At 75.3% G+C, this 24,030-nt stretch carries 24 protein-coding genes; 15 read left to right on the forward strand and 9 right to left on the reverse strand.

What is annotated here, in order from left to right:
* The first annotated feature begins 4 nt into the window (after positions 1 to 4).
* Positions 5 to 1,663 (forward strand): FAD-binding dehydrogenase, encoded by a 1,659-nt coding sequence (locus GCE86_RS10655; protein WP_154226796.1) that lies wholly within the window; start codon positions 5 to 7, stop codon positions 1,661 to 1,663.
* 48 nt (positions 1,664 to 1,711) lie between these two features.
* Here the strand turns inward: GCE86_RS10655 and GCE86_RS10660 are convergent, their stop codons facing one another.
* From GCE86_RS10660 to ccsA, 5 genes are read right to left on the reverse strand one after another with little or no spacing between them, the layout of a single operon-like run.
* The gene (locus GCE86_RS10660) at positions 1,712 to 2,629 is read right to left on the reverse strand and encodes a cytochrome c-type biogenesis protein CcmH (protein ID WP_154226797.1); all 918 of its coding nucleotides are present in this window, start codon (positions 2,627 to 2,629) and stop codon (positions 1,712 to 1,714) included.
* Positions 2,626 to 3,186 (reverse strand): TlpA family protein disulfide reductase, encoded by a 561-nt coding sequence (locus GCE86_RS10665; RefSeq protein ID WP_163636743.1) that lies wholly within the window; start codon positions 3,184 to 3,186, stop codon positions 2,626 to 2,628. Before GCE86_RS10665 ends, GCE86_RS10660 begins: the two co-directional genes overlap by 4 nt.
* Entirely contained in the window at positions 3,183 to 5,123 is a 1,941-nt protein-coding gene (locus GCE86_RS10670) for a heme lyase CcmF/NrfE family subunit (protein ID WP_154226798.1), read from the reverse strand. The genes GCE86_RS10665 and GCE86_RS10670 overlap by 4 nt, the downstream gene beginning before the upstream one ends.
* Positions 5,113 to 5,499, reverse strand: a complete 387-nt coding sequence (locus GCE86_RS10675; protein WP_163636741.1) for a cytochrome c maturation protein CcmE — start codon at positions 5,497 to 5,499, stop codon at positions 5,113 to 5,115. The genes GCE86_RS10670 and GCE86_RS10675 overlap by 11 nt, the downstream gene beginning before the upstream one ends.
* Positions 5,500 to 5,519: 20 nt before the next feature.
* The gene (gene ccsA, locus GCE86_RS10680) at positions 5,520 to 6,284 is read right to left on the reverse strand and encodes a cytochrome c biogenesis protein CcsA (RefSeq protein ID WP_204342150.1); all 765 of its coding nucleotides are present in this window, start codon (positions 6,282 to 6,284) and stop codon (positions 5,520 to 5,522) included.
* Positions 6,285 to 6,413: 129 nt separating this feature from the next.
* Here ccsA and GCE86_RS10685 point away from each other — a divergent pair, with 129 nt between their 5' ends.
* The 9 genes from GCE86_RS10685 to qcrB are packed head-to-tail and all read left to right on the forward strand — an operon-like array spanning position 6,414 to position 15,066.
* On the forward strand, positions 6,414 to 7,442 hold the full coding sequence (locus GCE86_RS10685; RefSeq protein ID WP_204342149.1) for a cytochrome c oxidase subunit II: 1,029 nt from the start codon (positions 6,414 to 6,416) through the stop codon (positions 7,440 to 7,442).
* Between the two features lie 7 nt (positions 7,443 to 7,449).
* Positions 7,450 to 9,378 (forward strand): cytochrome c oxidase subunit I, encoded by a 1,929-nt coding sequence (ctaD, locus tag GCE86_RS10690; protein ID WP_154226800.1) that lies wholly within the window; start codon positions 7,450 to 7,452, stop codon positions 9,376 to 9,378.
* Positions 9,375 to 10,004: a cytochrome c oxidase subunit 3 gene (locus GCE86_RS31615; RefSeq protein ID WP_163636739.1), complete on the forward strand. Its 630-nt coding sequence runs from the start codon at positions 9,375 to 9,377 to the stop codon at positions 10,002 to 10,004. Before ctaD ends, GCE86_RS31615 begins: the two co-directional genes overlap by 4 nt.
* The gene (locus GCE86_RS10700; protein WP_154226802.1) at positions 10,004 to 10,405 is read left to right on the forward strand and encodes a hypothetical protein; all 402 of its coding nucleotides are present in this window, start codon (positions 10,004 to 10,006) and stop codon (positions 10,403 to 10,405) included. Before GCE86_RS31615 ends, GCE86_RS10700 begins: the two co-directional genes overlap by 1 nt.
* Positions 10,393 to 11,298, forward strand: a complete 906-nt coding sequence (locus GCE86_RS10705; protein WP_154226803.1) for a cytochrome c oxidase assembly protein — start codon at positions 10,393 to 10,395, stop codon at positions 11,296 to 11,298. Before GCE86_RS10700 ends, GCE86_RS10705 begins: the two co-directional genes overlap by 13 nt.
* Positions 11,295 to 11,681, forward strand: a complete 387-nt coding sequence (locus tag GCE86_RS10710) for a c-type cytochrome (RefSeq protein ID WP_204342148.1) — start codon at positions 11,295 to 11,297, stop codon at positions 11,679 to 11,681. Before GCE86_RS10705 ends, GCE86_RS10710 begins: the two co-directional genes overlap by 4 nt.
* Positions 11,682 to 11,684: 3 nt before the next feature.
* The gene (qcrC, locus tag GCE86_RS10715; protein ID WP_154226804.1) at positions 11,685 to 12,464 is read left to right on the forward strand and encodes a cytochrome bc1 complex diheme cytochrome c subunit; all 780 of its coding nucleotides are present in this window, start codon (positions 11,685 to 11,687) and stop codon (positions 12,462 to 12,464) included.
* A complete protein-coding gene (locus GCE86_RS10720) occupies positions 12,461 to 13,324 on the forward strand; it encodes a ubiquinol-cytochrome c reductase iron-sulfur subunit (protein WP_154226805.1) in 864 nt (287 codons plus the stop codon). The genes qcrC and GCE86_RS10720 overlap by 4 nt, the downstream gene beginning before the upstream one ends.
* Positions 13,321 to 15,066: a cytochrome bc1 complex cytochrome b subunit gene (gene qcrB / locus GCE86_RS10725; RefSeq protein WP_154226806.1), complete on the forward strand. Its 1,746-nt coding sequence runs from the start codon at positions 13,321 to 13,323 to the stop codon at positions 15,064 to 15,066. The genes GCE86_RS10720 and qcrB overlap by 4 nt, the downstream gene beginning before the upstream one ends.
* A 116-nt stretch (positions 15,067 to 15,182) precedes the next feature.
* Here the strand turns inward: qcrB and GCE86_RS10730 are convergent, their stop codons facing one another.
* The 4 genes from GCE86_RS10730 to GCE86_RS10745 form a co-directional block, all read right to left on the reverse strand.
* Entirely contained in the window at positions 15,183 to 15,401 is a 219-nt protein-coding gene (locus tag GCE86_RS10730) for a hypothetical protein (protein ID WP_154226807.1), read from the reverse strand.
* A gap of 202 nt (positions 15,402 to 15,603) precedes the next feature.
* Positions 15,604 to 16,446 carry an ABC transporter ATP-binding protein gene (locus tag GCE86_RS10735; protein WP_154226808.1) on the reverse strand — a complete coding sequence of 281 codons (843 nt, stop codon included), beginning with the start codon at positions 16,444 to 16,446 and terminating at the stop codon, positions 15,604 to 15,606.
* 26 nt (positions 16,447 to 16,472) lie between these two features.
* Complete coding sequence (locus GCE86_RS10740; RefSeq protein WP_154226809.1) at positions 16,473 to 17,498, reverse strand: FecCD family ABC transporter permease; 1,026 nt, start codon at positions 17,496 to 17,498, stop codon at positions 16,473 to 16,475.
* Complete coding sequence (locus GCE86_RS10745) at positions 17,495 to 18,445, reverse strand: FecCD family ABC transporter permease (RefSeq protein WP_154226810.1); 951 nt, start codon at positions 18,443 to 18,445, stop codon at positions 17,495 to 17,497. Before GCE86_RS10745 ends, GCE86_RS10740 begins: the two co-directional genes overlap by 4 nt.
* A 194-nt stretch (positions 18,446 to 18,639) precedes the next feature.
* Here GCE86_RS10745 and GCE86_RS10750 point away from each other — a divergent pair, with 194 nt between their 5' ends.
* The 5 genes from GCE86_RS10750 (at position 18,640) to GCE86_RS10770 (ending at position 23,992) form a co-directional block, all read left to right on the forward strand.
* Positions 18,640 to 19,674: an ABC transporter substrate-binding protein gene (locus GCE86_RS10750; RefSeq protein WP_154226811.1), complete on the forward strand. Its 1,035-nt coding sequence runs from the start codon at positions 18,640 to 18,642 to the stop codon at positions 19,672 to 19,674.
* A complete protein-coding gene (locus tag GCE86_RS10755; protein WP_154226812.1) occupies positions 19,671 to 20,507 on the forward strand; it encodes a siderophore-interacting protein in 837 nt (278 codons plus the stop codon). Before GCE86_RS10750 ends, GCE86_RS10755 begins: the two co-directional genes overlap by 4 nt.
* A gap of 101 nt (positions 20,508 to 20,608) precedes the next feature.
* The gene (locus tag GCE86_RS10760) at positions 20,609 to 21,694 is read left to right on the forward strand and encodes an FUSC family protein (protein ID WP_167537042.1); all 1,086 of its coding nucleotides are present in this window, start codon (positions 20,609 to 20,611) and stop codon (positions 21,692 to 21,694) included.
* Between the two features lie 49 nt (positions 21,695 to 21,743).
* Positions 21,744 to 22,853, forward strand: a complete 1,110-nt coding sequence (locus GCE86_RS10765; RefSeq protein ID WP_154226813.1) for a M24 family metallopeptidase — start codon at positions 21,744 to 21,746, stop codon at positions 22,851 to 22,853.
* Positions 22,850 to 23,992 (forward strand): acyl-CoA dehydrogenase family protein, encoded by a 1,143-nt coding sequence (locus tag GCE86_RS10770; protein WP_154226814.1) that lies wholly within the window; start codon positions 22,850 to 22,852, stop codon positions 23,990 to 23,992. The genes GCE86_RS10765 and GCE86_RS10770 overlap by 4 nt, the downstream gene beginning before the upstream one ends.
* The last annotated feature ends 38 nt before the right edge of the window (positions 23,993 to 24,030 follow it).

Below are 24,030 nucleotides of genomic sequence, written 5' to 3' on the forward strand. Positions count from 1 at the left end.
TGCCGTGGATACCGATGTGATCGTGATCGGCGCCGGGCTGGCCGGCCTGGTCGCCGCCGCCGAGGCCGCCGACGCGGGCCGCCGGGTGGTGCTGCTGGACCAGGAACCGGAGCAGAACCTCGGCGGGCAGGCGTGGTGGTCGTTCGGCGGGCTGTTCCTGGTCGACTCGCCGGAGCAGCGCCGGATGGGCATCCGGGACTCCGTGGAGCTGGCCTGGCAGGACTGGACCGGCAGCGCCGCCTTCGACCGCCCGGAGGACCACTGGCCGCGCCGGTGGGCCGAGGCGTACGTGCACTTCGCGGCCGGGGAGAAGCGGGCCTGGCTGCGAGGGATGGGCCACCGGGTCTTCCCGGTGGTGAGCTGGGCCGAGCGGGGCGGGGGAGCGGCGCACGGGCACGGCAACTCGGTGCCCCGGTTCCACGTCACGTGGGGCACCGGCCCGGGTGTGGTCGAGCCGTTCGCCCGGCGGGTCCGCGCCGCCGCCGAGCAGGGCCGGATCCGGTTGCTGTTCCGGCACCGGGTGGACGAGCTGGTCACCAGCGGCGGCGCGGTCACCGGCGTCCGCGGCGCGATCCTGGCGCCCGACGACGCCCCGCGCGGCCGGCCCACCTCACGGACGGTGGTCGGCGACTTCGCGTACGGGGCGCAGGCCGTGATCATCACGTCGGGTGGCATCGGCGGCGACCACGACCTGGTCCGGCGGGCCTGGCCGGCGCGGCTCGGCACCCCACCGGCCCGGATGGTCACCGGCGTGCCCGCGTACGTCGACGGCCGGATGCTCGCCGTCACCGAGACGGCCGGCGGTCAGGTGATCAACCCGGACCGGATGTGGCACTACACCGAGGGACTGCGCAACTGGGACCCCGTCTGGCCCGGCCACGGCATCCGCATCCTGCCCGGGCCGTCCTCGCTCTGGCTCGACGCGACCGGCGAGCGGCTGCCGGCGCCGTTGTTCCCCGGCTTCGACACCCTCGCCACGCTGCGCCACCTGCGGGCCACCGGCCACGACTACAGCTGGTTCGTGCTCACCCAGAAGATCCTGGAGAAGGAGTTCGCGCTCTCCGGCTCCGAGCAGAACCCGGACCTGACCAACCGCAGCGTGCGGCAGGTGCTGCAGCGGGTCCGCCCGGGGGCGCCCGCGCCGGTGGAGGCGTTCAAGCGGCACGGCGCGGACTTCGTCGTCGCCGACGCCCTGCCGGAGCTGGTCGACGGGATGAACAAGCTGGCCGCCGAGAGCGGCGGGCCGCAGCTCGACGCGACGGCGCTGCGCCGGGTCGTCGAGGCCCGGGACCGGGAGATCGCCCACCCGTTCGGCAAGGACGCCCAGCTGCACGCCATCCGCGGCGCCCGCCGTTACCGGGGTGACCGGCTGATCCGGGTCGCCACCCCGCACCGGCTGCTCGACCCGGCTGCCGGCCCGCTGATCGCCGTGCAGCTGCACGTGCTGACCCGCAAGACCCTCGGCGGCCTGCACACCGACCTGTCCGCACGGGTGCTGCGCCCGGACGGCGAGCCCCTCGCCGGGGTGTACGCCGCCGGCGAGGTCGCCGGGTTCGGGGGCGGCGGCATGCACGGCTACAACGCCCTGGAGGGCACGTTCCTCGGCGGCTGCCTCTTCTCCGGCCGCACGGCCGGCCGCGCCGCCGCGGCCGCGGTCGGGTAGCTCGCCAGGCCGGCCGGGACCCGCGGGGCGGACCCGGCCGGCTCGGGATCAGGGCCCGACAGGTTCCCGCCCGGTCGCGAGCAGCCGCCGGATCTCCGCGGCGGCCGGGTGCTCCGGTGCGACGGCCAGGAAACGCCGCAGCGTGTCGACCGCCTCGACGGGCCGGCTGTTCCGCTGCGCCAGGCCCAGCACCAGCAGGCCGTCGGGGGAAGCCGGTTCGCGGGCGAGCACGTCCCGGGCGGTTCGTTGCGCGGCCGCGCCGTCACCGGCGCGGAGCTGCGCGAACGCGAGTCGCAGCCGGACGTCGTCGTCGGGCCGGTCCCGCAGCGCCTCCTGGTACATCTGCGCGGCGGCGTCGTACCTGTTCTGCGTCTCCAGGTCGTGGGCGAGTTGGAGGGCGACCGCGACCGGGTCGGCCGGCGCCGGCCGGGCGGGCGGGTCGAGCCGGTCGGCGACGATCGCGACGGACGCCACGAGCGCCACCACCCCCGCGGACGCCACCCGCCACGCCCGGCGTGCGCCCCGGGCGTCCGGCGCCCAGGGGACGGCGGAACCGGTGCGGGCGGCACCGGTCCGGCCGGCACCGGGTCGGAGCGTCCGCACGGCCGCGTAGCCGCCGGCCAGCAACGCCAGCGCGGGTACGCCCCAGAGCAGCAGCCGGACCCCGCGAGCCGGTGGATCGGTCAGCACGTCGGCGCCGTAGCGCTGGACGAACCACCGCCGGATCTCGGTCCGGTCCCGCCCCTGGGCGAGCTGGTCCGCCACCACCTGCCGCATCGCCGCCGCGATCGGTGACCGGGAGTCCGCCACCGACTCGCCCTGACAGGCCGGGCAGCGCAGCCCGGCGGACACCGCGCGCACCGGGTCCTGGCGGTCGGGGTCGCCCGCCGACCGGGCCAGCGCGGCGCCGGCCGCCGCGGCGAGCATGACGAGCACGAGCGCCACCAGGGCGCGTCGCCACCTCATCCGGCCAGCAGCGGTGGGATCCGCTGCTCCAGCCACTGCCGGGTCACCACCCCCTGCCGCCGGTCGACGAGCCGGCCGTCCCGGCCGACCACGAAGGTCTCCGGCACGCCCCGCACGCCCCACTCGACCGCCCGCGTCCCGTCGGGATCCGGCACCACGGTCAACCCGGCCGCACCGGTCTCGTCGAGCAGCGCCCGGACCGCGTCGCTGCCGTCGCGGATGTTGAGCCCGACCAGCCGTACGCCGCGCGGCGACCAGGTGCGCTCGGCCTCCCTCAGCACCGGCAGCTCGTCCCGGCACGGTCCGCACCAGGAGGCGAACACGTTGACCAGCACCACCTGGCCCCGGGCTTCGGTGAGCGCGAAGCGGCCACCGTCCAGGGTGGCGCCGGCCAGTGCCGGGGCGGGCCTGCCGGTCACCGCCGTGAGCTCGCCGGGGTTCGGCGTGGCGGGTGCGCGCAGGCCGAAGGCGATCAGCGCGCCGACGGCGACGGTGAGCGCGAGGACCGTCGCCGGCCCGGCGCGCAGCCGTCCGGGGCGCCGCGCCGGCCGCCTCACGTCGGGGCTCCCGGTCCGACGGCCACCGGGGCTGGCCGCGGCCGGTCGGCGCGGGCGGCCGGGCGGGTTCGGGAGCGGGCGGTGGCGGCGGCCGCGAGCAATCCGCTGACGGCGGTCAGGGCGCCGCCGACCCAGATCAGGCCGACGAGCGGGTTCACCGCGAGTCGGACGGTGGCGGTGCCGCTGTCCTCGGCGACGGCGAGCAGCGTGACGTACGTGTCGCGCAACGGGCCGGCGCCGATCGCGGGCACGGTGACGGCGGTGTCCCGGGCGGCCTGGTAGCGCAGCGCGGGCCTGATCGTCCGTTCGTGGCCCGACGCGGTGAGCACCAGCCGGGCCCGTACCGCCATGTTCCCGTCGCCGCCGGTCCGGTCCACCCCGACCAGCCGGACCGCGACGTCGCTCACCCGCAGCGTCTCGCCGACCCGCAGCGTCCGTTCGGTGTCCCGGCCGTACGCCGACGAGCCGGCGACACCCGCCGCGACCAGGGCGAGACCGGCGTGCGCGACCAGTCCGGCGAGCCGGGCGGGCCGTCGGTGCGGGCCGGGCCGGCGCAGCCGCGGGGCCAGGTCCCCGGCCAGTCCGGTGAGGACGAACCCGGCCGCGCCGAACGCGGTGAGCGCGGCCGGGCCGGGGCGGCTGAGCAGCCCGACGAGGGCCACGGTGCCCAGGCCGGCGCCGGCGGGGACGACGAGCCGCCACAGCGCCGCCGAGCGGTCGCGGACCCGCAGGGCCGGCGTCACGCCCATCACCAGCAGCACCACGACCGCCAGGGGCACCGCTGTGCGCTGGTAGTAGGCGGGCCCCACCGACGAGCCCGAGCCGGTCAGCGGGGTGGTGAGCAGCGGCAGGATCGTGCCGATCAGCACCACCGCGGCGATGGTCACCAGGAGCACGGCGTGGACCAGCACCAGGGTGGCGCGGGACAGCGCCCGGGGGCGCTCCGTAGGGGCCGGCTCGGGGGCCCGGCGGCCGGTCAGGACGGCCGACACCACCACCGCCAGCAGCACGAAGCCGAGCAGCATCGGGCCCAGCGGCGAGTCGGTGAAGGCGTGCACGCTGGCCACCGCACCGGATCGGGTCAGGAAGGTGCCGAGCAGCACCAGCAGGAAGCTCGCGCAGGCGAGCGCGCCGTGCCAGGCGACCCGTCCGCGGACCAGGGTGGTGTGCAGGAACGCGGTGGCGGTCAGCCAGGGCAGCAGGGAGGCGTTCTCCACCGGGTCCCACGCCCAGTAGCCGCCCCAGCCCAGCACCGCGTACGACCACCAGGCGCCCATCCCGATGCCCCCGGTCAGCGCCGCCCAGGCGACCAGCGCCCACGGGCGCGCCATCCGCACCCAACCCGGTCCGTCCCGTCCCGCCAGTGGCGCCGCCAGCGCGAACGCGAAGGGTACGACCAGGCCGAGGTAGCCGGCGTAGAGCAGCGGCGGGTGCACCCCCATGGCCGGGTGCTGCTGGAGCAGGGGATTCGGTCCGGGGCCGTCGGCCGGCACCGGGCTCACCGCGCGGAACGGGTTCGCGGCGAAGGTGGACAGCGCGAAGAAGAACATCGTGACCACGCTGAGGACCACCATGGCGTACGCGTGCAGCCGCGGCGGGTACGCGCGCCGGGCCAGCAGCGCGGCGTAGCCGCCGAGGACCAGCAACCACAGCAGCAGCGAACCGTCCAGGGCCGACCAGAGGCTGGTCAGGGTGTAGTAGAGCGGGACGTCCCGGCCGCCGTTCTCGGCCACGAACCGGACGCTGAAGTCGTGCCGCAGCAGCGCCGTCTCCAGCAGGGCGCAGGCCAGGGCGGCGGCGGCCAGGGTGGCGGCGGTGCCGTGCCGGGCGGTGCGGACGGCCGCGCCGAACAGGGCCACCCGCAGCCAGAGCAGGGTGGTGAGGGTCGCGCAGGCGAGTCCGACGGCGAGGCCGGCGGTGCCGAGGTCACCCAGCATCGACCGTTACCGCGGGGGAGGACGACGGGCCGTACTCGTTGCCGTGCCGGACCACCACGTGGTCGGAGCGGAACACGCCGTCGGAGGACAGCCTGCCCTCGACGACCGCCCCGGTTCCCTCGCGGAAGGTCTCCGGAGGCGCGCCGCGCTGCTCGACGGTGATCTCGTGGCCGGCCTCGGCGAGGCGGAACACGACGAGCTCGCCCTCGTGGCGCAGCGAGCCGGGCACGACGTCGCCGCCGAGGCGGACCCGGTGGCCCGCGAGGCCCGGATCGCCGAGCAGCTCGCCCGGCGTCCGGTAGTAGGTGACGGTGTCGCGGAGCGCGCTGGTGACCAGCAGCCCGCCGACGGCGAGCAGCACCGCGACGAGGGCCACCCGGCCCGCCCGCCGCCGTATCATCCGACGCCGGCCGGCGTGCGCTCGGCGGCGGAGGAGGAGGGCTCGGGAGCCAGGCGGCGCTCCAGGTGGCGCACCCGGTGCAGCAGGAGGCAGAACGCGGCGAGGGTCGCGGCGGCCACGGCGAGGAGCAACGCGGTGGCCATCCGAAGGTCGATGGGCGGCCGGTGCGGGGCCAGCACCGTCGCCTGCTGGTGCAGCGAGCGCCACCAGACCACGGAGAAGTGCACCACGGGCACCAGGAGGAAGCCGGCGACGCCGGCGACCGCGGCCGGCCGGGCCACCCGGTGATCGCCGCCGTCGCGCGCCGCCCGGCGCTCGGCCAGCGCCCGGCGCAGGGCGAGGTAGCCGGCGTAGGCGAGCAGCAGCAGGGCGGTGCTGACCAGCCGCGGATCCCAGGCCCACCAGGTGCCCCAGACCAGGTGCCCCCAGATGGCCCCGGTGCCGATGGCAGCGGCGGTGAGAACCACGCCGAGTTCGGCCGCCGCCCGGGCGAACCGGTCCCAGCGCAGGTCACCGCCGATCAGGTACGCCCCGCTGGCCGCGAGCACGACCGTGAACGCGGCGTACGCCACCCAGGCGGCGGGGACGTGCAGGTACATGAGGCGTTGCGCGTCGCCCTGGAGTTCATCGGGGGGCGCGAGCCAGCCGCCGGCCACCGTGGCCGCGGCGGTGAGCCCGGCGGCGGCCCAGGCCATCGTCCGACGGGCCGCGGCCGCTGCGGCGGTGTCCGTGAGGAGGTCCACGGTGGAGGCGTGCATCATCTCCCTGTCCGCGTCCCTGAGGCGCTTGACCGAGAAGGTGGGACTGGACAACACCATAGGACGCTCGGATATCCCAGATGCCGCTGTTCGGGATAAAAGGTACGAAGGCCGGTATTAGGGTCCTTCCCGGTGAAGACGACAGCGCAGACCATCTCGAGCCCGGCTCGGCGGCAGCGCCGGCCGCGGTCGGTGCTGCCGCTGCTGTACGGCCCGCTGCTGCTCGCCGGCTGCTCCGGCGGCAGCCCCTCGGCGTTGAGTCCGGCGGGGACCGGGGCGGGGCGGGTCAGCGGCCTCTGGTGGCTGCTGTTCTGGGTCTCCATGGCGGTGTTCGCCGAGGTCATGGCGCTGCTCGCCTGGGCCCTCGTGTTCCGGCGGGGCACCGCCCGGGTGCGTCACGGCCAGCCGTTGCGCTTCGTGACGATTGCCGGGGCGGGGCTGCCGTTCGTCATCCTCGTGGCGGTCTACGGCGTCGGTCTGCGGGACCTCGCCGCGCTCGGCGCCGGCCCGGGACGGGACGCGCCCACCGTGGAGGTCACCGGCCACAAGTGGTGGTGGGAGGTGCGCTACGCGGGCGCCTCCGGCGCCACCGCGAACGAGATCCACATTCCGGTGGGGGAGCGGGTCCGGGTCCGGCTGCGCACCGACGACGTGCTGCACAGCTTCTGGGTACCGCAGTTGATGCCGAAGCTGGACCTGATCGCCGGCGAGACCCGGGAGACCTGGCTGGAGGCCCGGCGCGGCGGCCGCTACCGCGGCCAGTGCGCCGAGTACTGCGGCACCCAGCACGCCCACATGGCGTTCCTCGTGGTGGCCGAACCCCGCGCCGATTTCGACGCCTGGCTGGCCCGGCTGGACGCCCCCGCCCGGGCGCCGCGGACCGAGGCCGAACGGCGCGGTCAGCAGACCTTCGTGCAGGGCACCTGCGCGGCCTGCCACACGGTCCGGGGCACCGGCGCGCAGGGGCAGGTGGGGCCGGACCTGTCGAACGCCGGCTCGCGGTGGAGCATCGGCGCCGGCGCGGTGCCCAACGACGCCGGACACCTCGGCGGCTGGATCGCCAACTCGCAGACCGTCAAGCCGGGCAACGCCATGCCCCCGCAGCCGGTCGACGCCGACCGGCTGCCCGACCTCATCACCTACCTGCGGTCGCTGGAGTAGGGCCACCATGTCCACGACCACCAGCACCGCCCCCGGCGTGGGCCGGGACGACCTGGCCCGCCTGGCCGAGCACTGGGCCGAGCCCCGCTCGCTGCGCGCCTGGTTCACCACGGTCGACCACAAGAAGATCGGCCGGCGCTACCTGGTCACCGCCGCGTTCTTCTTCGTCCTCGCCGGGCTCAGCGCCCTGGTGATGCGCACCCAGCTCGCCCGGCCCGAGTCCGGCGTGGTGTCCCCGCAGGAGTACAACCAGATCTTCACCATGCACGGCACCGCGATGATCTTCCTGTTCGCCACCCCGATGCTCTTCGGCTTCGGCAACTTCCTCGTGCCGTTGATGATCGGATCACGGGACATGGCGTTCCCCCGCCTGAACGCCTTCGGCTACTGGGTCTTCCTCTTCGCCGGCCTGTTCATGTGGGCGAGCCTGCCCTTCGGGGCGGCCCCAAACAACGGCTGGTTCGCGTACGCGCCGCTGAACCAGGTGCAGCACAACCCGGGCCTGCACATGGACGTCTACGCGCTCGGACTGCTGTTCCTCGGAATCTCCACCACCTCGGGCGCCATCAACTTCATCGTCACGGCGCTCAAGCTGCGGGCGCCGGGGATGTCGCTCAACCGGGTGCCGCTGTTCGTCTGGGCGATCGTGGCCACCGCGTTCATGGTGGTCTTCGCCCTACCGGCGCTGAACGCGGACAACACGATGCTCTTCCTCGACCGCCGGTTCGGCACCCACTTCTTCGACCCGTCCGGCGGCGGGAACGTGCTGCTCTGGCAGCACCTGTTCTGGATCTTCGGGCACCCCGACGTGTACATCATCGTGCTATCCGCGCTGGGCATCGTCTCCGCGGTGCTGCCCGCGTTCACCCGCCGGGGCGTGGTCGCCTACTCGCTGATCGTGCTCTCCATCGTGGCGATCGCGATCATCTCGTTCGGGGTCTGGGTGCACCACATGTTCGCCACCGGGCTGCCGCAGCTGTCGTACAGCTTCTTCAGCGCGGCCAGCACCGTCATCACCATCCCGTCCGGGATCCAGATCTTCGCCTGGCTGGCCACCATGCTGCTCGGCCGGCTGGTCCTGCGGGTGCCGCTGCTGTTCGTGATCGGGTTCATCGTGACCTTCGTGCTCGGCGGCCTCACCGGCGCGATGTTCGCGGTGACCGCGTTCGACCAGCAGGTCACCGACTCCTACTTCGTGGTGGCGCACTTCCACTACGTGCTGATCGGCGGGGCCGTCTTCCCGATGCTCGCCGGCATCTACTACTGGCTCCCGAAGATCACCGGCCGGATGTACCACGAGGGGCTCGGGCGGTGGGCGTTCTGGCTGACCTTCGCCGGCATGCACGTCACCTTCTTCCCCATGCACCTCACCGGCCTGTTCGGCATGCCCCGGCGCGTGTACACCTACCGCAGCGAGCCGGGTTGGGACGGGTGGAACCTGGTCAGCACGGTCGGGTCGTACCTGCTGGCGCTCGGGCTCCTGCTGGTGCTCGTCGGCGTGGTGCACGCGCTGCGGCGGGGCCGGCCGGCGCCTGCGGACCCGTGGGAGGGCGACAGCCTGGAATGGTCGACGGCCTCGCCACCCGAGCCGTACAACTTCCCGGTCATTCCCCGGGTGCACAGCCTGCACCCCGCCTGGGACGCACGGACCGCCGAGTCGACCACCACCGGGGCGACCGCCGAGCGCGTCCTCAGCGACGGCCGGCGCACCCTGTTCACCAGCGAGCTGGACGCCCGCACCGAGCGGGCGGTGGACATGCCCGAGTCATCGTTCAAGCCACTCGTCCTCGCCGGCGCGCTGCTGGTCTTCTTCACCGCCATGCTGCTGGCCGCGTACCCCGTCGCGGTCGTCGCCGCGCTGGTGGTGGCGGCGACGATCGCGGCCTGGCTCTGGCCGCCGCGTCGTCCCGACGAGGAACTCGGGGTGGCGTCATGACCGACCCGGGTGGGGTCGTGGCGGCGGCCACCGGCGTCACGGCGCTGACCACGGAGGAGCCGGTCGGCCGGCCGACCGGCTGGTGGGGCATGGTGCTGTTCGTCGCCACCGAGGCCACCCTCTTCGCCTGCCTGCTCGGCAGCTACTTCTACCTCCGCTTCCAGTTCGGTCCGCAGTGGCCGCCGGGCGGCGTCGACAAGCCGAAGCTGCTCCTCCCGCTGCTCATGACCGCGGTGCTGGTGCCCAGCAGCCTGCCCGTGGTCTGGGCCGAGCACGGCATCCGGCGCGGCCGGCGCGGGCGGCTGCGGGCCGGGCTCGCCGCCACCCTGGTGCTCGGGCTGACCTTCCTGGCTCTGCTGGCCGTCGAGTACGCCGAGGACCTCAAGCACTTCACCATGACCACCGACGTCTACGGCTCGCTGTTCTACCTGATCACCGGTTTCCACGGGCTGCACGTGCTGGTCGGGTTGACGATGATCGGCTGGCTGCTCACCGCCTCCCTGCGCGGTGGCAGCTTCGGTTCCCACCGCCACGAACGCGTCCGCAACGCCGCGATCTACTGGCACTTCGTCGACGCGGTGTGGGTCGCCATCCTGTTCACCATCTACCTCTCCCCGCGGCTGTGATGACCACCGGACCCGGCCCGCACACCCGCCTGGCCGGCGGCCTGCTGCTCTGGTACGGCGTCCTCGGCGGGGCCGTCGCCTGGGCCGCGCACCTGCTCGTGGCCTGGCCGCTGGACGAGTTGACCTGCGCCGCGGGCCGCGAGCACGTCTCCGCCGTGCCGCTCTGGCTGGCGGTGTGGCTCGCGGTGGTGATCCCGGGCGTGGTCACCGTGGGCTCGCTGCTGGTGGCCACGCTGGTCTGGCGGCGCACCGCGCGGGCGTCGTCGGCCGGCGCGGAGGACCGGGCCGTCGACCGCTCCCGGATGCTCGCCGTGGTCGGTGTCTGGGCGAACCTGCTGTTCCTGACGATCATCGTGCTCGGCGGGGTCGCCGTGCTGGTGTTCCCGCCATGTCAGGGCTGAGCGTCTACCGGGCCCACGGGTCCGGCGCCGGCGACGTGGCCGACGGGCTGCTGACGATGCTGACCGTGACCGCGGTCTGCCTGCTCGCGGCCGGCTACGGCCGGGGTGTGCAGGAGCTGTGGGCGCGGCGCGGCCGCGGCCGGGTGGTGGCGGGCCGGCGGGTGACGGCGTTCGGCGCCGGGCTGGTGGTGGTGCTGGCGGCCGACCAGGGGCCCGTGCACCGGCTGGCCGAGTCCTCCTACGCCGGGCACATGGCCCAGCACATGCTGCTCCTGCTGGTGGCCGGCCCGCTGCTCGCGGCCGGTGCGGCGGGACTGCCGCTCACCCTGGCCGCGCCCCGCCCGCTGCGCCGGCTGCTGGCCCGCGTCCGGGCCGCGGCGCCGGTGCGCCGGCTGCGCCGCCCGGCCGGGTACGGCCTGCTGGCCGCGGCGGCCCAGACCCTGGCCCTGTGGCTGTGGCACCTGCCGGGGCCGTACGTCGCCGCGGTGGACCGCCCGGTAATGCACGCCGCCGAGCACCTGAGCCTGGTGACGGCGGCGTGGCTGCTGTGGGCGCCGGTGCTCGGCCCGGCCCGCCACCGCACGCCCGCGCCGGTGTCGCTGCTGCTGCTGGTCGGCACCATGCTGCCCGCCTCCGCGCTCGGCGCCGTCCTCACCTTCGCCCCCGAGCCGGTCTACCCCGCGCGCGTCCTCGGCCCCGACCCGCTCGCCGACCAGCAGCTCGCCGGACTGCTGATGTGGGCGCCGATGGACCTGGTGGTCCTGGTGGCGGCGCTGGCGGTCTTCCTCGGCTGGCTGCTGCGGCTGGACCGGGAGCGGCCCGCCCGCCTGGTCACGACCCGGCCCGGCGTGCCGCCGGCGAAGGGTCCCGCAACCGAAGGGATGGTGCGATGAGCCGTCATTTCTGGATGCTGGCCACGGTGCTGGCGGCGCTGCCGGTCGTCGCCGTGACCGGCTGCGCGTCGACATCGCCACCACCGCCGCCCGAGTCCCGCGCCGGGCGGCCGGACCGGGGCGCGAAGCTGATCGCCCAGTACGGGTGCGGCTCCTGCCACACGGTCCCCGGCGTCGACCGGGCAGGCGGGCTGGTCGGCCCGCCGTTGACCCGCTTCGGCGCCCGGTCGTACATCGCCGGTGAGCTGCCCAACAACGCGGACAACCTGCGACGGTGGATCACCGACCCGCAGGCCGTCGAGCCGGGCACCGCCATGCCGGACCTCGGCGTCAGCGCGATCGACGCCCAGGACATCGCCGCATACCTCTACACGTTGGACTGACGGATGCGGCGACCACGAGCGGTGACGCTGCCCGCCCTGTACCCGCGCCGGGCCCTCGTGGTCGGGTCCGTACTGGCGCTCGCCGTGGGACCGGTGGCGCTCGCGCCCGACCCCACGCCGGCCCCGGCCGCCACCACCCCCGCCGCCGACCGCGGCGCCCAGCTCTACCTGGAGCAGTGCGCGAGCTGCCACGGCGTGCGCGGGCAGGGGTCGCAGCAGGGGCCGTCCCTGGTCGGCGTCGGGCCCGCCTCGGTCGACTTCCAGCTCTCCACCGGCCGGATGCCGGTGTCCCGCGAGGTTTCCCAGGCGCGGCGCCGCGAACCCGTCTTCTCCGCCGGCGACATCTCCGCGCTGGTCGACCACGTCACCGGCTTCGGCGGTGGAGGCCCGCGGATTCCCCGGGTCGCCCCCGGCGACGTGGCCTCCGGCCGGGAGGTCTTCGCCGCCAACTGCGCGCCCTGCCACGGGGCTACCGGCTCGGGGGCCGTGCTCACGAACGGCTGGAGCGCCCCACCGCTGTACGACGCGTCGGCCACCCAGGTCGCCGAGGCGGTCCGCGTCGGCCCCGGGCTGATGCCGGCCTTCCCCGGCCAGGTGCTCACCGACCAGCAGGTCGACGACCTGACCAGCTACGTGCGGCGGCTGCGCACCGAGCGGCTGGACCCGGGCGGAAACCCGCTCGGCCGGCTCGGCCCGCTGGCCGAAGGGCTGCTCGCCTGGGCGGCGGTCCTCGTACTCCTGGTGGCCGGCGTGCGCTGGCTTGGCCGGAGGGCGGCGGAGTGAGACGCCCGCCCCCGTCGCCGGCCGAGGAGTCCGCGAGCCGCCGGATCGTCGGCGCGTTCCTGGTGAGCGCCGCCGGGGCGGTCGGCTTCGCCGTGACGTACGGGCTCGGCGGCGACACCCGGTGGGAGGGGGTGTGCCTGGCGGTCGCCTTCGCCGGCCTGGCGGTGGGGCTCGCGGTCTGGGCCCGGCGGCTGGTCCCGGTCGGCGGGTACGTCGAGGAGCACGAGGGCTTCCCCTCGCCGCCGGCCGAGCAGGCGCTGACCGCGGCGGAGTTCGCCGCGCCGGACAGCCCGACGCGCCGGTACGGCCTGCTCGCAGCGCTCGGGCTCGCGCTGACCGCCCTCGGCGTCGCCGCGCTGTTCCCCCTGCGCTCCCTGCTTCCCTGGGACCGGGTGCGCCCGCCCCGGGCCATCAAGGACACCCCGTGGGGGCCCGGCGTACGGCTGGTCGACGACACGGGACGGCCCCTGCGGCCGGACGACGTGCCCGCCGAGACGATGGTGGCGGTCTTCCCCGAGGGGGACCCGGATGCCGGTGACGCCCCCGCCTTCGCGGTCCGCCTCGACCCCGAGCGCTTCGCCCGCCCGCCCGCCGGCGGCCACCTGGGCGGCCTGGTCGTCTGGTCGATGCTGTGCACCCATGCCGGCTGCCCGGTGCGGCTCTACCTCAAGGGCACCGGCCGGGTGCTCTGCCCCTGCCACCAGTCGTCATTCGACCTGCTGGCCGGGGCGCGGGCGGTCGCCGGTCCCGCGGCGCGGCCGCTGCCGGGACTGCCGATCGAGGTCGGCCCGGACGGCTTCCTCCGGGCCACCGGCGACTTCACCGCGCCGCCCGGCGCCGGCTTCTGGAGCCGGCCATGATCATGAATCGGCTGGCCCGCGCGCTGGACGACCGGCTCCGGCTCTCCCCGATCACCCGCCGGGCGCTGGCGAAGGTCTTCCCCGACCACTGGTCGTTCATGCTCGGCGAGCTCGCGCTCTACTCGTTCGTGGCGCTGATCCTCACCGGCGTCTACCTCACCTTCTTCTTCGACGCCAGCTCCGCCGACCGCGTCTACCAGGGGTCGTACGCCCCACTGGACGGCAGCACCACCTCCGCCGCGTACGCCTCGGTGGTGCGGCTGAGCTGGGACGTGCGGGCTGGTCTGCTGATCCGGCAGACCCACCACTGGGCCTCCCTGGTCTTCGTCGCCGCGATCGTTCTGCACCTGGCCCGGATCTTCTTCACCGGGGCGTTCCGGAAGCCGCGCGAACTCAACTGGCTGATCGGCGTCACGATGCTGACCCTCGCCCTGGCCAACGGCTTCACCGGCTACTCCATGCCCGACGACCTTCTCTCCGGACTGGGCCTGCGGATCATCACCTCGGTGGTGGAGTCGATTCCCCTGGTCGGGACCTGGCTGGCCGCCCTGGCCCTGGGTGGCGAGTTCCCCTCCGACGAGATGATCCCGCGGATGTTCGTCACCCACGTGCTGCTCGTGCCGGCCGTCCTCGTCGCCCTCATCTCCCTGCACCTCGGCATCCTGGTGCGGCAGAAGCACACCCAGTTCCCGGGCCCGGGCCGGACGGAGCACAACGTGGTCGGCTCCCGGCTGTGGCCGAGCTACACCCTGCGCTCGCTGGCCCTCTTCGCCTGGGTCCTGGCGGTGCTGTTCGCCCTCGGCGGCCTGGCCCAGATCAACCCGGTGTGGCTCTACGGGCCGTTCGAGCCGGCCCAGTCCACCTCGCCGGCGCAGCCGGACTGGTACGTCGCCTGGGGCGACGGCGCGCTGCGCCTGTTCCCGCCCTGGGAGTTCCGCGTCGGCGGCTACCTGGTGCCGGCGCCGTTCTTCCCCGGCGTCGTGCTCGGCGGGCTGGCCTTCCTGGCCCTCTACGTCTGGCCGTTCGCCGAGCGGCTGCGCACACGCGACCACCGTTCGCACCACCTGCTCGACCGGCCCCGGGACCACCCCGTGCGGATCGGTGTCGGCGTAGCCGCGCTGACCTTCTTCGCGGTGCTCGTGGTGGCCGCCGGCGACGACATCCTCGCCCGGCTGCTCGGGGTGCCGGTCTACGACCTGCTGTACCTCTTCCGGGTCCTGGTGCTCGCCCTGCCGATCCTGACGGGCGCGGTCGCGTTCCTGACCGCGCGGGCGCTGCGCCGCGGCGACGCGACCTCGCTCGGGGACCTCACCCGGGCCGACCTGCGGCGTGCCGGCCGTCCCTCCCGCCGGTCACCTCGGCGCGACGACGAACCCGAGCTCCCCGCGCCGGACCGGCCGGGGGAGCGGATCGAGCTGTGGCCGGAGGGGGAGGTGTGGCGGTGGCGCTACCGCGACGAGGCCCGGCGGCTCGTGCTGACCGCCAACCGGGTCGCGGTGTCGGAGGAGGAGGCGGTCGAGGCCGCCCGGCTGGCGTACCCGGGCGTGGACCGGGTCGTGGTGCCGGGGCCACCCCCACCGCCTCCGCCCGGGCCGGTCCGGGCCGCCCTGCGCCGGTGGGGACGGGCGGCCGCCGCCGGTTCGTTGCTCGTCGCGGCGCTGGTCGAGCGCAGGCGCGACGGCCGCCGGCAGCGGGACGGCGCCGAACCGCCGGAAAAGGTGGACGCGGGCGACCCCCGATAAAACCGGCAATCCTCCTCTTGAGGACGGGCAGGCCCGCACGGAACCGGTGGACCACAGGGTGGAAAAGCCTGGTGCCCCGCCCGAAACGGGCGGGGCACCGGGCGTCGGCTGGTCGGTCAGGTCTGATTGCCGGGGACGTTCTTGTAGTCCTTCGGGCTCATCCCCGTCGGGCGGGGGTCCTTCTGCCGTTGGCCGCCGCCCTGGCGGGCGTTGGCCGACCCACCGAGTTTCTGGATCATCTCGCCCTTGTTCATCTGGTCGACGTTGCGCATTCCGGCGCGTTCCGCCTGCTTGCGCAGCTCGCCGGTCTTCATCTGAGCGGGATCGCGGGCCATCGTTCCTCCTTCGGTCAGCGGACGAACGGGGAACCCGGTCGGCATCCGCCGGGCCGCGGGCTGGTCGTGCCGGTGTCGGCATCGCCGCACCATGTGGCCGCTGTCGTCCGTCTCGCCCCGTTGCCGGTTCACGGTCCCGGCTCGCTTACCCGGCGACGGGCCGCACCAACGTCGACGGGCGCCGGCCGGTACGGGTCCTCGATCAGCAGCGGCCTCCGGCGACGGTGGGGGCGGGCTCTCCGTCGCCGCTGGACCTGCGCACCGCCGGCAGGACCAGCGGCGTGCCGGTCTCCGGGTCCTCGATGATCCGGCAGGGCAGACCGAACACGTCCTCGACCAGCTCGGTGGTGACGATGTCCCGCGGGTCCCCGGCGGCGACCACCCGCCCGTCGCGCATGGCCACCAGGTGGGTGGCGTACCGGGCGGCCTGGTGCAGGTCGTGCAGCACCGCCACGAGGGTGCGGCCCTGCTCCTCGTGCAGCCGGGCGCACAGGTCCAGCACCTCGACCTGATGGGCGATGTCCAGGTAGGTGGTCGGCTCGTCGAGCAGCAGCAGCGGCGTCTGCTGGGCCAGCGCCATGGCGATCCAGACCCGCTGCCGCTGCCCGCCGGACAGCTCGTCGACCGGCCGGTCGGCCAGCTCCGCGACCCCGGTGTCGGCCATCGCCCGTTCGACCACGCGCTCGTCCTCACGGGACCACTGCCGCAGCAGGCCCTGGTGGGGGTAGCGGCCCCGGGAGACCAGTTCGGCCACCGTCAACCCGTCCGGGGCCACCGCCGACTGCGGGAGCAGCCCGAGGGTACGGGCCACCTGCCGCGCCGGCCGGCGGTGGATGTCGGCGCCGTCGAGCAGCACGGTGCCCCGGGCCGGACGCAGCAGCCGGGCCAGGGCGCGCAGCAGGGTCGACTTGCCGCACGCGTTCGGCCCGATGATCACGGTGAACGACCCGTCGGGGACCGCGACCGTCAGGTCCTCGGCGACGGTGCGCCGGTCGTAGCCGAGGGTCAGCGCCTCGCCGACCAGCCGGGGGGTGTCGGGCCGCATCGGGGTTCCCTTCTCGTCGGGGCCGGTCATCGCCGGCCCCCGCGTTCGCCGGCGAGCAGCCAGGCCAGGTACCCGCCGCCGAGCACGCCCGTGATGACGCCGACGGGCAGTTGCCGGCCGGCGACGGCGTGCTGCGCGAGCTGGTCGGCCGCGAGCAGCAAGGCCGCCCCGACGACCGCCGACGGCAGCAGGTTCGGCCCGGGCGCGCGGGTGAGCCGGCGGGCCAGGTGCGGCGCGGTCAGCGCCAGGAACGACACCGGCCCGGCGGCCGCCGCGGCGACCGAGACGAGGAGCACGGCCGAGCCGAGCGCGGCGACCCGGACGCGGCGTACCGGCACGCCGAGCCCGGCCGCCGAGTCGTCGCCCATCTCCAGCAGCCGCAGCGCGGGGGCGCGGGCGAGGAGCACGGCGGGCAGCAGGACCGCGAGGGCGCCGAGCACGGGCAGCGCGTTCGCCCAGCCCCGCCCGTCGAGGCTGCCGGTGATCCAGAGCGCGGCACGGGCGGCGTCCATGAGCGGGGCGCGGGTGAGCAGCCAGCCGTTGACCCCGGTGAGGATCGCGGTGACCCCGATGCCCACCAGCACGAGCCGGTGCCCGCCCACGCCGTGCCGGCCGGCCAGGGCGTACAGGAGCAGGCCGGTGGCCACGCCACCGGCGGCGGCCGCACCGGCCAGCGCGGCGCTGCCGCCGCCGGCCACCACCACGACCAGCGCGCCGGTGGCCGCGCCCGAGGTGACCCCGAGGACGTCCGGGCTGCCCAGCGGGTTGCGGGTCAGGGACTGGAACACCGCGCCGGCCAGGCCGAGGGCGGCGCCCACCGCGAGGGCCGTGACGAGCCGGGGCAGCCGCAGCTCGGTGACGATGAACCGGTCGGCGGGGCTGCCGCCGCCGGCGAGGACGCGCAGCACGCCGGCCGGGGCGATCGGGTAGTCGCCTGCGCCGACGGCCAGCACGGCGAGGGCGAGGGCGAGCAGCGTGCCGGCCAGGCCGACGACGAGGGCGCGGGGGCGCAGGCGCAGCGACAGCCCGCCGGGAAGGCGCAGCACGATCACAGCCGGCCCACCCGTCCGCGCCGGACCAGGTGCAGGAAGAGCGGCCCGCCGAGCACGGCGGTGACCAGGCCGACCTGGAGTTCGCCGGGGCGGCCCAGCAGCCGGCCGGCGACGTCGGCGGTGAGCAGCAGCACCGGCGCGAACACCGCGCACCAGGGCAGCAGCCGGCGCGGATCCGGACCGGTGAGGGCGCGCACCAGGTGCGGGGCGAGCAGCCCGACGAAGACGATCGGCCCGCAGGCCGCCGTGGCGGCCCCGCAGAGCAGCGTGACGGCGACGACCACGGCGCCCCGGACCAGGCCGGGCCGGGCGCCGAGTGCCCGGGCCGAGTCGTCGCCGAGGGCCAGCGCGGCCAGCGGACGGGTCACCAGCAGCGCGATCACCAGCCCGGCCAGGACGAACGGCAGCAGGCTCGGCACGGTGTCGGTGCGCGCCCCGGCGAGGGAGCCGACCGTCCAGAACCGCATGCGCTCCAGCGAGGTGCTGTCGACCAGCATCATGGCGCTGACGTAGGAGTAGAGGGCCGCGTTGAGCGCCGCGCCGGCCAGGGCCAGCCGGGCCGGGGTGGCCTGCCGGCCGCCGGCGATCGCGTGCACGGCGACGGTGACGGCGGCGGCGCCGAGCAGCGCGTACCAGACCTGGCGGTCCAGGTCGGCGACGCCGAGCAGCACGGTGGCGGTGGCCACGGCGGCCGACGCGCCCGCGTTGATGCCGAGCAGCCCGGGGTCGGCGAGCGGGTTGCGGGTCAGCGTCTGCATGGCCGCGCCCGCGACGCCGAGCGCCGCGCCGGCGGCGAGGCCGAGCAGCGTACGGGGCAGCCGTCCCTGGTGCACCACGGCGTACTCGGGGGAGGCCGGGTCGGTGAGGCCGTGCCACACGTCGGCGAGGGAGAGCGGCTTCGCGCCGAGGGCGAGGCTGAGCACGGCCACGGCGGCGAGCAGCAGCACGCCGACGGCCAGCCCGCTGATCCGGAGCCGGCGGCGGCCGGGCGCCGGGGCGGCGACGGCGCCGCTGCGGGGTGGGGTGATGACGGACAGCGTGGGCTCCGGGAGGCGGGAAGGACCTTGACAGCGACTTAGGTTAGGTTAACCTAACTCCGCTGTCCATGGTCATTCCCAGACCCGTACCGAAAGACTTCGCCATGCCCGACATCGTGTCCAGCCGCCGCCTTTCCCGCCGTGGCCTCCTCGCCGCCGCCGGTGCCGCCGGCCTCACCGCCCTCCTCGCCGGCTGCGGCAAGGACGGCGACGCCGCCACCAGCGCCGGCCCGACCGGCGGCCCCTGGTCGTTCACCGACGACCGGCCGGAGAAGGCCGGCGCCGCCGCCCGGCCCTCCCGGATCGTCGCCTTCACCGGGGTGGCCGCCGCCCTGGTCGACTTCGGACTCGACACGCAGATCGCCGGTGTGTTCGGCGAGACGAAAAAGGCCGACGGCAGCAAGGAGCCGCAGGCCGGCGACCTGAACGTCGAGCAGGTCGAGATCCTCGGCAACGCCTGGGGCGAGTTCAACCTGGAGAAGTACGCCGGCCTCCGCCCCGACCTGCTGGTCACCCACATGTACGACCCGGGCGCGCTCTGGTACGTCCCGGACGAGAGCAAGGCGAAGATCCTCCCGCTGGCCCCGAGCGTCGCCATCACCACCGCCCGCGTGCCGATGACCAAGCCGATCGAGCGGTACGCCGAACTCGCCCGCTCCCTCGGCGCCGACCTGAGCGCGAAGAAGGTCACCGACGCGAAGGCCCGGTTCACGGCCGCCGCCGACGCGGTGCGCCAGGCGGTCAGGGCGAACCCGGGCATCAAGGTGATGGCCGCGTCCGGCAGCCCCGACCTGTTCTACGTCTCCAACCCGAAGGTCAGCACCGACCTCATGTACTTCGCCGAACTCGGCGTCGACATCGTGGTGCCGACCAAGCTCGAACAGGGCGACTACTTCGAGGCGCTGAGCTGGGAGAACACCGGCAAGTTCCCGGCCGACCTGATCCTGCTCGACAACCGCCCCACCGCCCTGCAGCCGAAGGACCTCGCGGCCAAGCCCACCTGGGCGCAGCTGCCCGCGGTGAAGGCCGGCCAGGTCACCCCGTGGGACGCGGTGCCCCGCTTCTCGTACGCCGGGGCCGCCCCGCTGCTGGAGAACCTGGCCACCGCCATCCGGGGCGCGAAGAAGGTCACCGCGTGAGCACCGCCGTCGCCCTGCGGTACCGGTTCTACGCCGCCCGGGTGACCGCCACCCGGGCGGTGGGCGACTGCCTGGTCCGGGTCACCCTCGGCGGCGCGGACCTCGGCGAGTTCGCCGGCGGCGGCCGGGACCAGAGCGTCTCGGTCTTCCTGCCGCACCCCGGCCAGGACGCCCCGGTCGTCCCCGTCGAGGCGGGGGAGGACTGGTACGCGGCCTGGCGGGCCCTGGACCCGGACGTGCGGGCGGTGATGCGCTCCTACACGATCCGCGCGCAGCGCCCCGAACTCGGCGAGCTGGACATCGACTTCGTCCGCCACGGCGACTCCGGCCCGGCCACCCGCTGGGCCGGCCGGGCCCGCCCGGGCGACCGGGTGCTGCTGCTCGGCCCCGCCGTGCCCGACGAGCGCACGGTCCGCTTCCAGCCGCCCACCGGCGCCGACTCCGTGCTCCTGGTCGCCGACGAGACCGCGCTGCCGGCCGTCGGCGGGATCCTCGACTGGCTGCCCGCCGGCACCCCGGTCCGGGCCTTCGTCGAGGTGCCCACGGCCGGCGACATCCAGCCGCTGCCCACCGGCGCCCGCGCCGAGGTGACCTGGCTGGTCCGGGGTGCCACCGCGCCGGGCAGCAGCCTGCTGGCCGACACGCTGCGCGCCGCCCGCCTGCCCGGCGTCGCGCCGTACGCGTGGATCGCGGGGGAGGCCGGCATGGTCCGGGCGGTCCGCCGGCACCTGGTCGGCGAGCGCGGAATGGACCGGCGCCGGGTCACCTTCGCCGGCTACTGGCGGCGCGGCGCGTCGGAGGAGGACCTCCGGGCCGAGGCCGCGACCGCCTGACCGGCCCGGCGGCGGGACTACCGCAGCGCCACGGGGGTAGAGGGGTGCGTGACCGCGCCCGGGCCGTACCGCCGGTGGCGCCCGGACCGCCGGGACGCGCCGTGACCGACGTGGTGGCCGTCGCCCGGCGGCACGCCCAGGAGGCGTACGAGCGGCTGCGCCGGTATTTCATCGTCGCCCTCCAGGCCGGGCTGGCGGCCGGGCTGTCCTGGTACGTGGCCAACACCCTGCTGCACAACCCGCAGCCGTTGTTCGCGCCCGCCGCGGCCGTGGGCACCATCGCCGCGGCGATCGGCAACCGGGTACGCCGCACCGCCGAACTGCTCGCCGGGGTGATCCTCGGCGTGCTCGTGGGCGACGTGATCATCCAGGTGATCGGGAACGGGCCCGTGCAGACCGGGCTGGTCGTCGCGCTGGCCATCTCGGCGGCCGTGGTGTTCCGCGGCAGCGGCGCCGTGATGGTGCAGGCCGGCAGCACGGCGGTGCTGCTGGGTACGGTCGAGCCCGCCGGGCCGGACCTCGCCGTGCCGCGGACCGCCAACGCTCTGGTGGGCGGCGGCGTGGCCGTGGTGGTGGCGCTGCTCCTGCTGCCGCTGAACCCGGTCCGGGTGGTGCACCGGGCCGCCGGTCCCACCCTCGACCTCTTCGCCAACCAGTTGACCGTCACGGCCGAGGCCCTCGCCGACGGCGACACGGGACGGGCCGACGCCGCCTTGGAGCGGCTCCAGACGGCCGAGGCGGAGCGAAGACAGACCACCGAGATCGTCGCGGCGGCCGCGGAGGTCGCGTCGCTGTCCCCGTGGCGGTGGGGGCGCCGCTCCCAGCTGCGCCGCTACGAGCACGCCGCCAACCACCTGGAGCTGGCCTTCACCAACAGCCGCAACATGGTGCGCCGGGTGGTCGCGCTGCTCGACGCCCGGGAGCCGGCGCCGGCCGACCTGCCCAGGGCGATCGAGACCTTCGGGCAGTCCCTGCGGCTGCTGCACCGGGACTTCCTGGCCGGCCGGACCCCCGAGATCGCCCGGTCCCGGGCCCTGCACGCCGCCGAGGCGGCCCGCCGGGCCCGGGCCGCGGGGCTCGGCTTCTCCGGCACCATCGTCGCCTCGCAGGTGTTCATCGTGGTCGGCGAGCTGCTCCAGGCGTCCGGGCTGACCAAGGCCGAGGCCGACCGGATGGCCGGGGTCTGAGCGGGCACCGGGGTCCCGCGACCGCCCAAACGACCGTTAAGCTTCCAGGGTGGGAACCGACGAGCTGTACCCGGCCGAGCGGCTGGCCGCCGCCCAGCGCGCCACGGCCGCCGCCGGGCTGGACGCGCTGCTGCTCACCCCCGGCTCCGATCTGCGCTACCTCACCGGTTACGACGCGCACGAGGGGGAGCGGCTCACCTGCCTGCTGGTCCCCGCCGAGGGCGAGCCCACCCTCGTCGTCCCGGTGCTGGAGCGCCCCGGCGCCGAGGCCGCGCCCGGCGCCGGCTACCGGATCGTCGACCACGCCGACGGGACCGACCCGTTCCCGCTGGTGCGGGCCGCGCTGCCCGGCCCGGCCACCGCCGTCGGCCTTTCCGACCGGATGTGGGCCGAGCACGTGCTCGCCCTGCGTGCCGCGCTGCCCGACGCCACTCAGCGGCTCGCCTCCGAGGTGCTGCGCGAGTTGCGGATCCGCAAGTCACCCGCCGAGGTGGCGGCCCTGGCCGAGGCCGGCGCCGCGATCGACGCGGTGCACCGGCGGATGGGGGAGTGGCTGCGCCCCGGCCGGACCGAGGCCGAGGTGGCCGCCGACATCGCCGCCGCCATCCGCGCCGCCGGCCACGTGCGGGTCGACTTCGTCATCGTGGCCGCCGGCCCGAACGGCGCCAGCCCGCACCACCAGACCGGCGACCGGCCGATCGGGGCGGGCGAGCCGGTGGTGGTCGACATCGGCGGCACCATGCCGTCCGGCTACCGCTCCGACTGCACCCGCACCTACGTCGCGGGCGGTCCCGCCCCGGCCGAGTTCACCGACTACTACACGGTCCTGCACGAGGCGCAGCGCGCCGCCGTGGCGGCCGTCCGCCCGGGGGTGACCGCCGAGGCGCTCGACGCGGTCGCCCGGGACCTCATCACCGCCGCCGGTCACGGCGACGCGTTCCTGCACCGCACCGGCCACGGCATCGGCCTCGACACCCACGAGGACCCGTACGTGGTGGCCGGCAACTCCCGGCCGATCGAGGCCGGCATGGCGTTCTCGGTCGAACCCGGGATCTACCTCGCCGGGCGGCACGGCGCCCGGATCGAGGACATCGTCGTCTGCACGACGGACGGCGGGCAGCGGCTCAACACCACCCCCACGGAGCTCATCGCGCTATGACTGTCGACCGGATCCTCCCCACCGACGAGGCCCACGACCTGCTGGACCTCGCCACCGAACTCGCCGACCGGGAGCTCGCCCCCAGGGCCGCCGGCTTCGAGGAGCGCGCCGAGTTCCCCCGCGAGGTGCTGCGCACCCTGGGCCGGGCCGGCCTGCTCGGCCTGCCGTACCCCGAGGAGCACGGCGGCGCCGCCCAGCCGTACGAGGTCTACCTCCAGGTGCTGGAGATCCTCGCCAGCCGCTGGCTGGCCGTCGCCGAGGCGGTCAGCGTGCACACCCTGTCCTGCTACCCGGTCGCCCAGTTCGGCACCGACGCGCAGCGCAAGCTCCTGCCCGACATGATCGGCGGCGAGCTGCTGGGGGCGTACTGCCTCTCCGAGCCCCAGGGTGGCTCCGACGCCGCGGCCCTCACCACGAAGGCGGTCCGCGACGGCGACGACTACGTGGTCTCCGGCACCAAGGCGTGGATCACCCACGCCCGGGTCGCCGACTTCTACAACATCTTCTGCCGCACCGGAGGCCCCGGCCCGAAGGGCATCTCCTGCCTGCTGGCCGACCGGCACACCCCGGGCATCCACCCCCAGGCCGCCGAACGGACCATGGGCCTGCACGCCTCCCCGGTCGCCCAGATCGCCTTCGACGACGCCCGGGTGCCGGCCGATCGGCTGATCGGCGGCGAGGGCGCGGGCTTCACCATCGCCATGTCGGCGCTGGACTCAGGAAGGCTCGGCATCGCCGCCTGCGCGGTCGGCCTCGCCCAGGCCGCCCTGGACTACGCCATCGGCTACGCCCGCGAGCGCCAGCAGTTCGGCCGGCCGATCATCGACTTCCAGGGGCTCGGCTTCAGCCTGGCCGACCACGCCACCCAGATCTCCGCCGCCCGCGCGCTGACGCTGGCCGCGGCCCGGCTGCGCGACGCCGGCCGGCCGTACTCCATCGAGGCGGCGAAGGCGAAGCTGTTCGCCACCGACATGGCCATGCGGGTGACCACCGACGCCGTGCAGGTGCTCGGCGGGGCCGGCTACGTCGCCGACCACCCCGTCGAGCGGTACATGCGCGAGGCGAAGGTGCTCCAGATCGTCGAGGGCACCAACCAGATCCAGCGGCTGGTCATCTCGCGGGCGCTGGCCAAGGGCTGATCGACCCGCTGCGCGACGACCCGGCCCGCACAGCGTCA

It is taken from the genome of Micromonospora terminaliae, from assembly GCF_009671205.1.
Classification (GTDB): domain Bacteria; phylum Actinomycetota; class Actinomycetes; order Mycobacteriales; family Micromonosporaceae; genus Micromonospora; species Micromonospora terminaliae.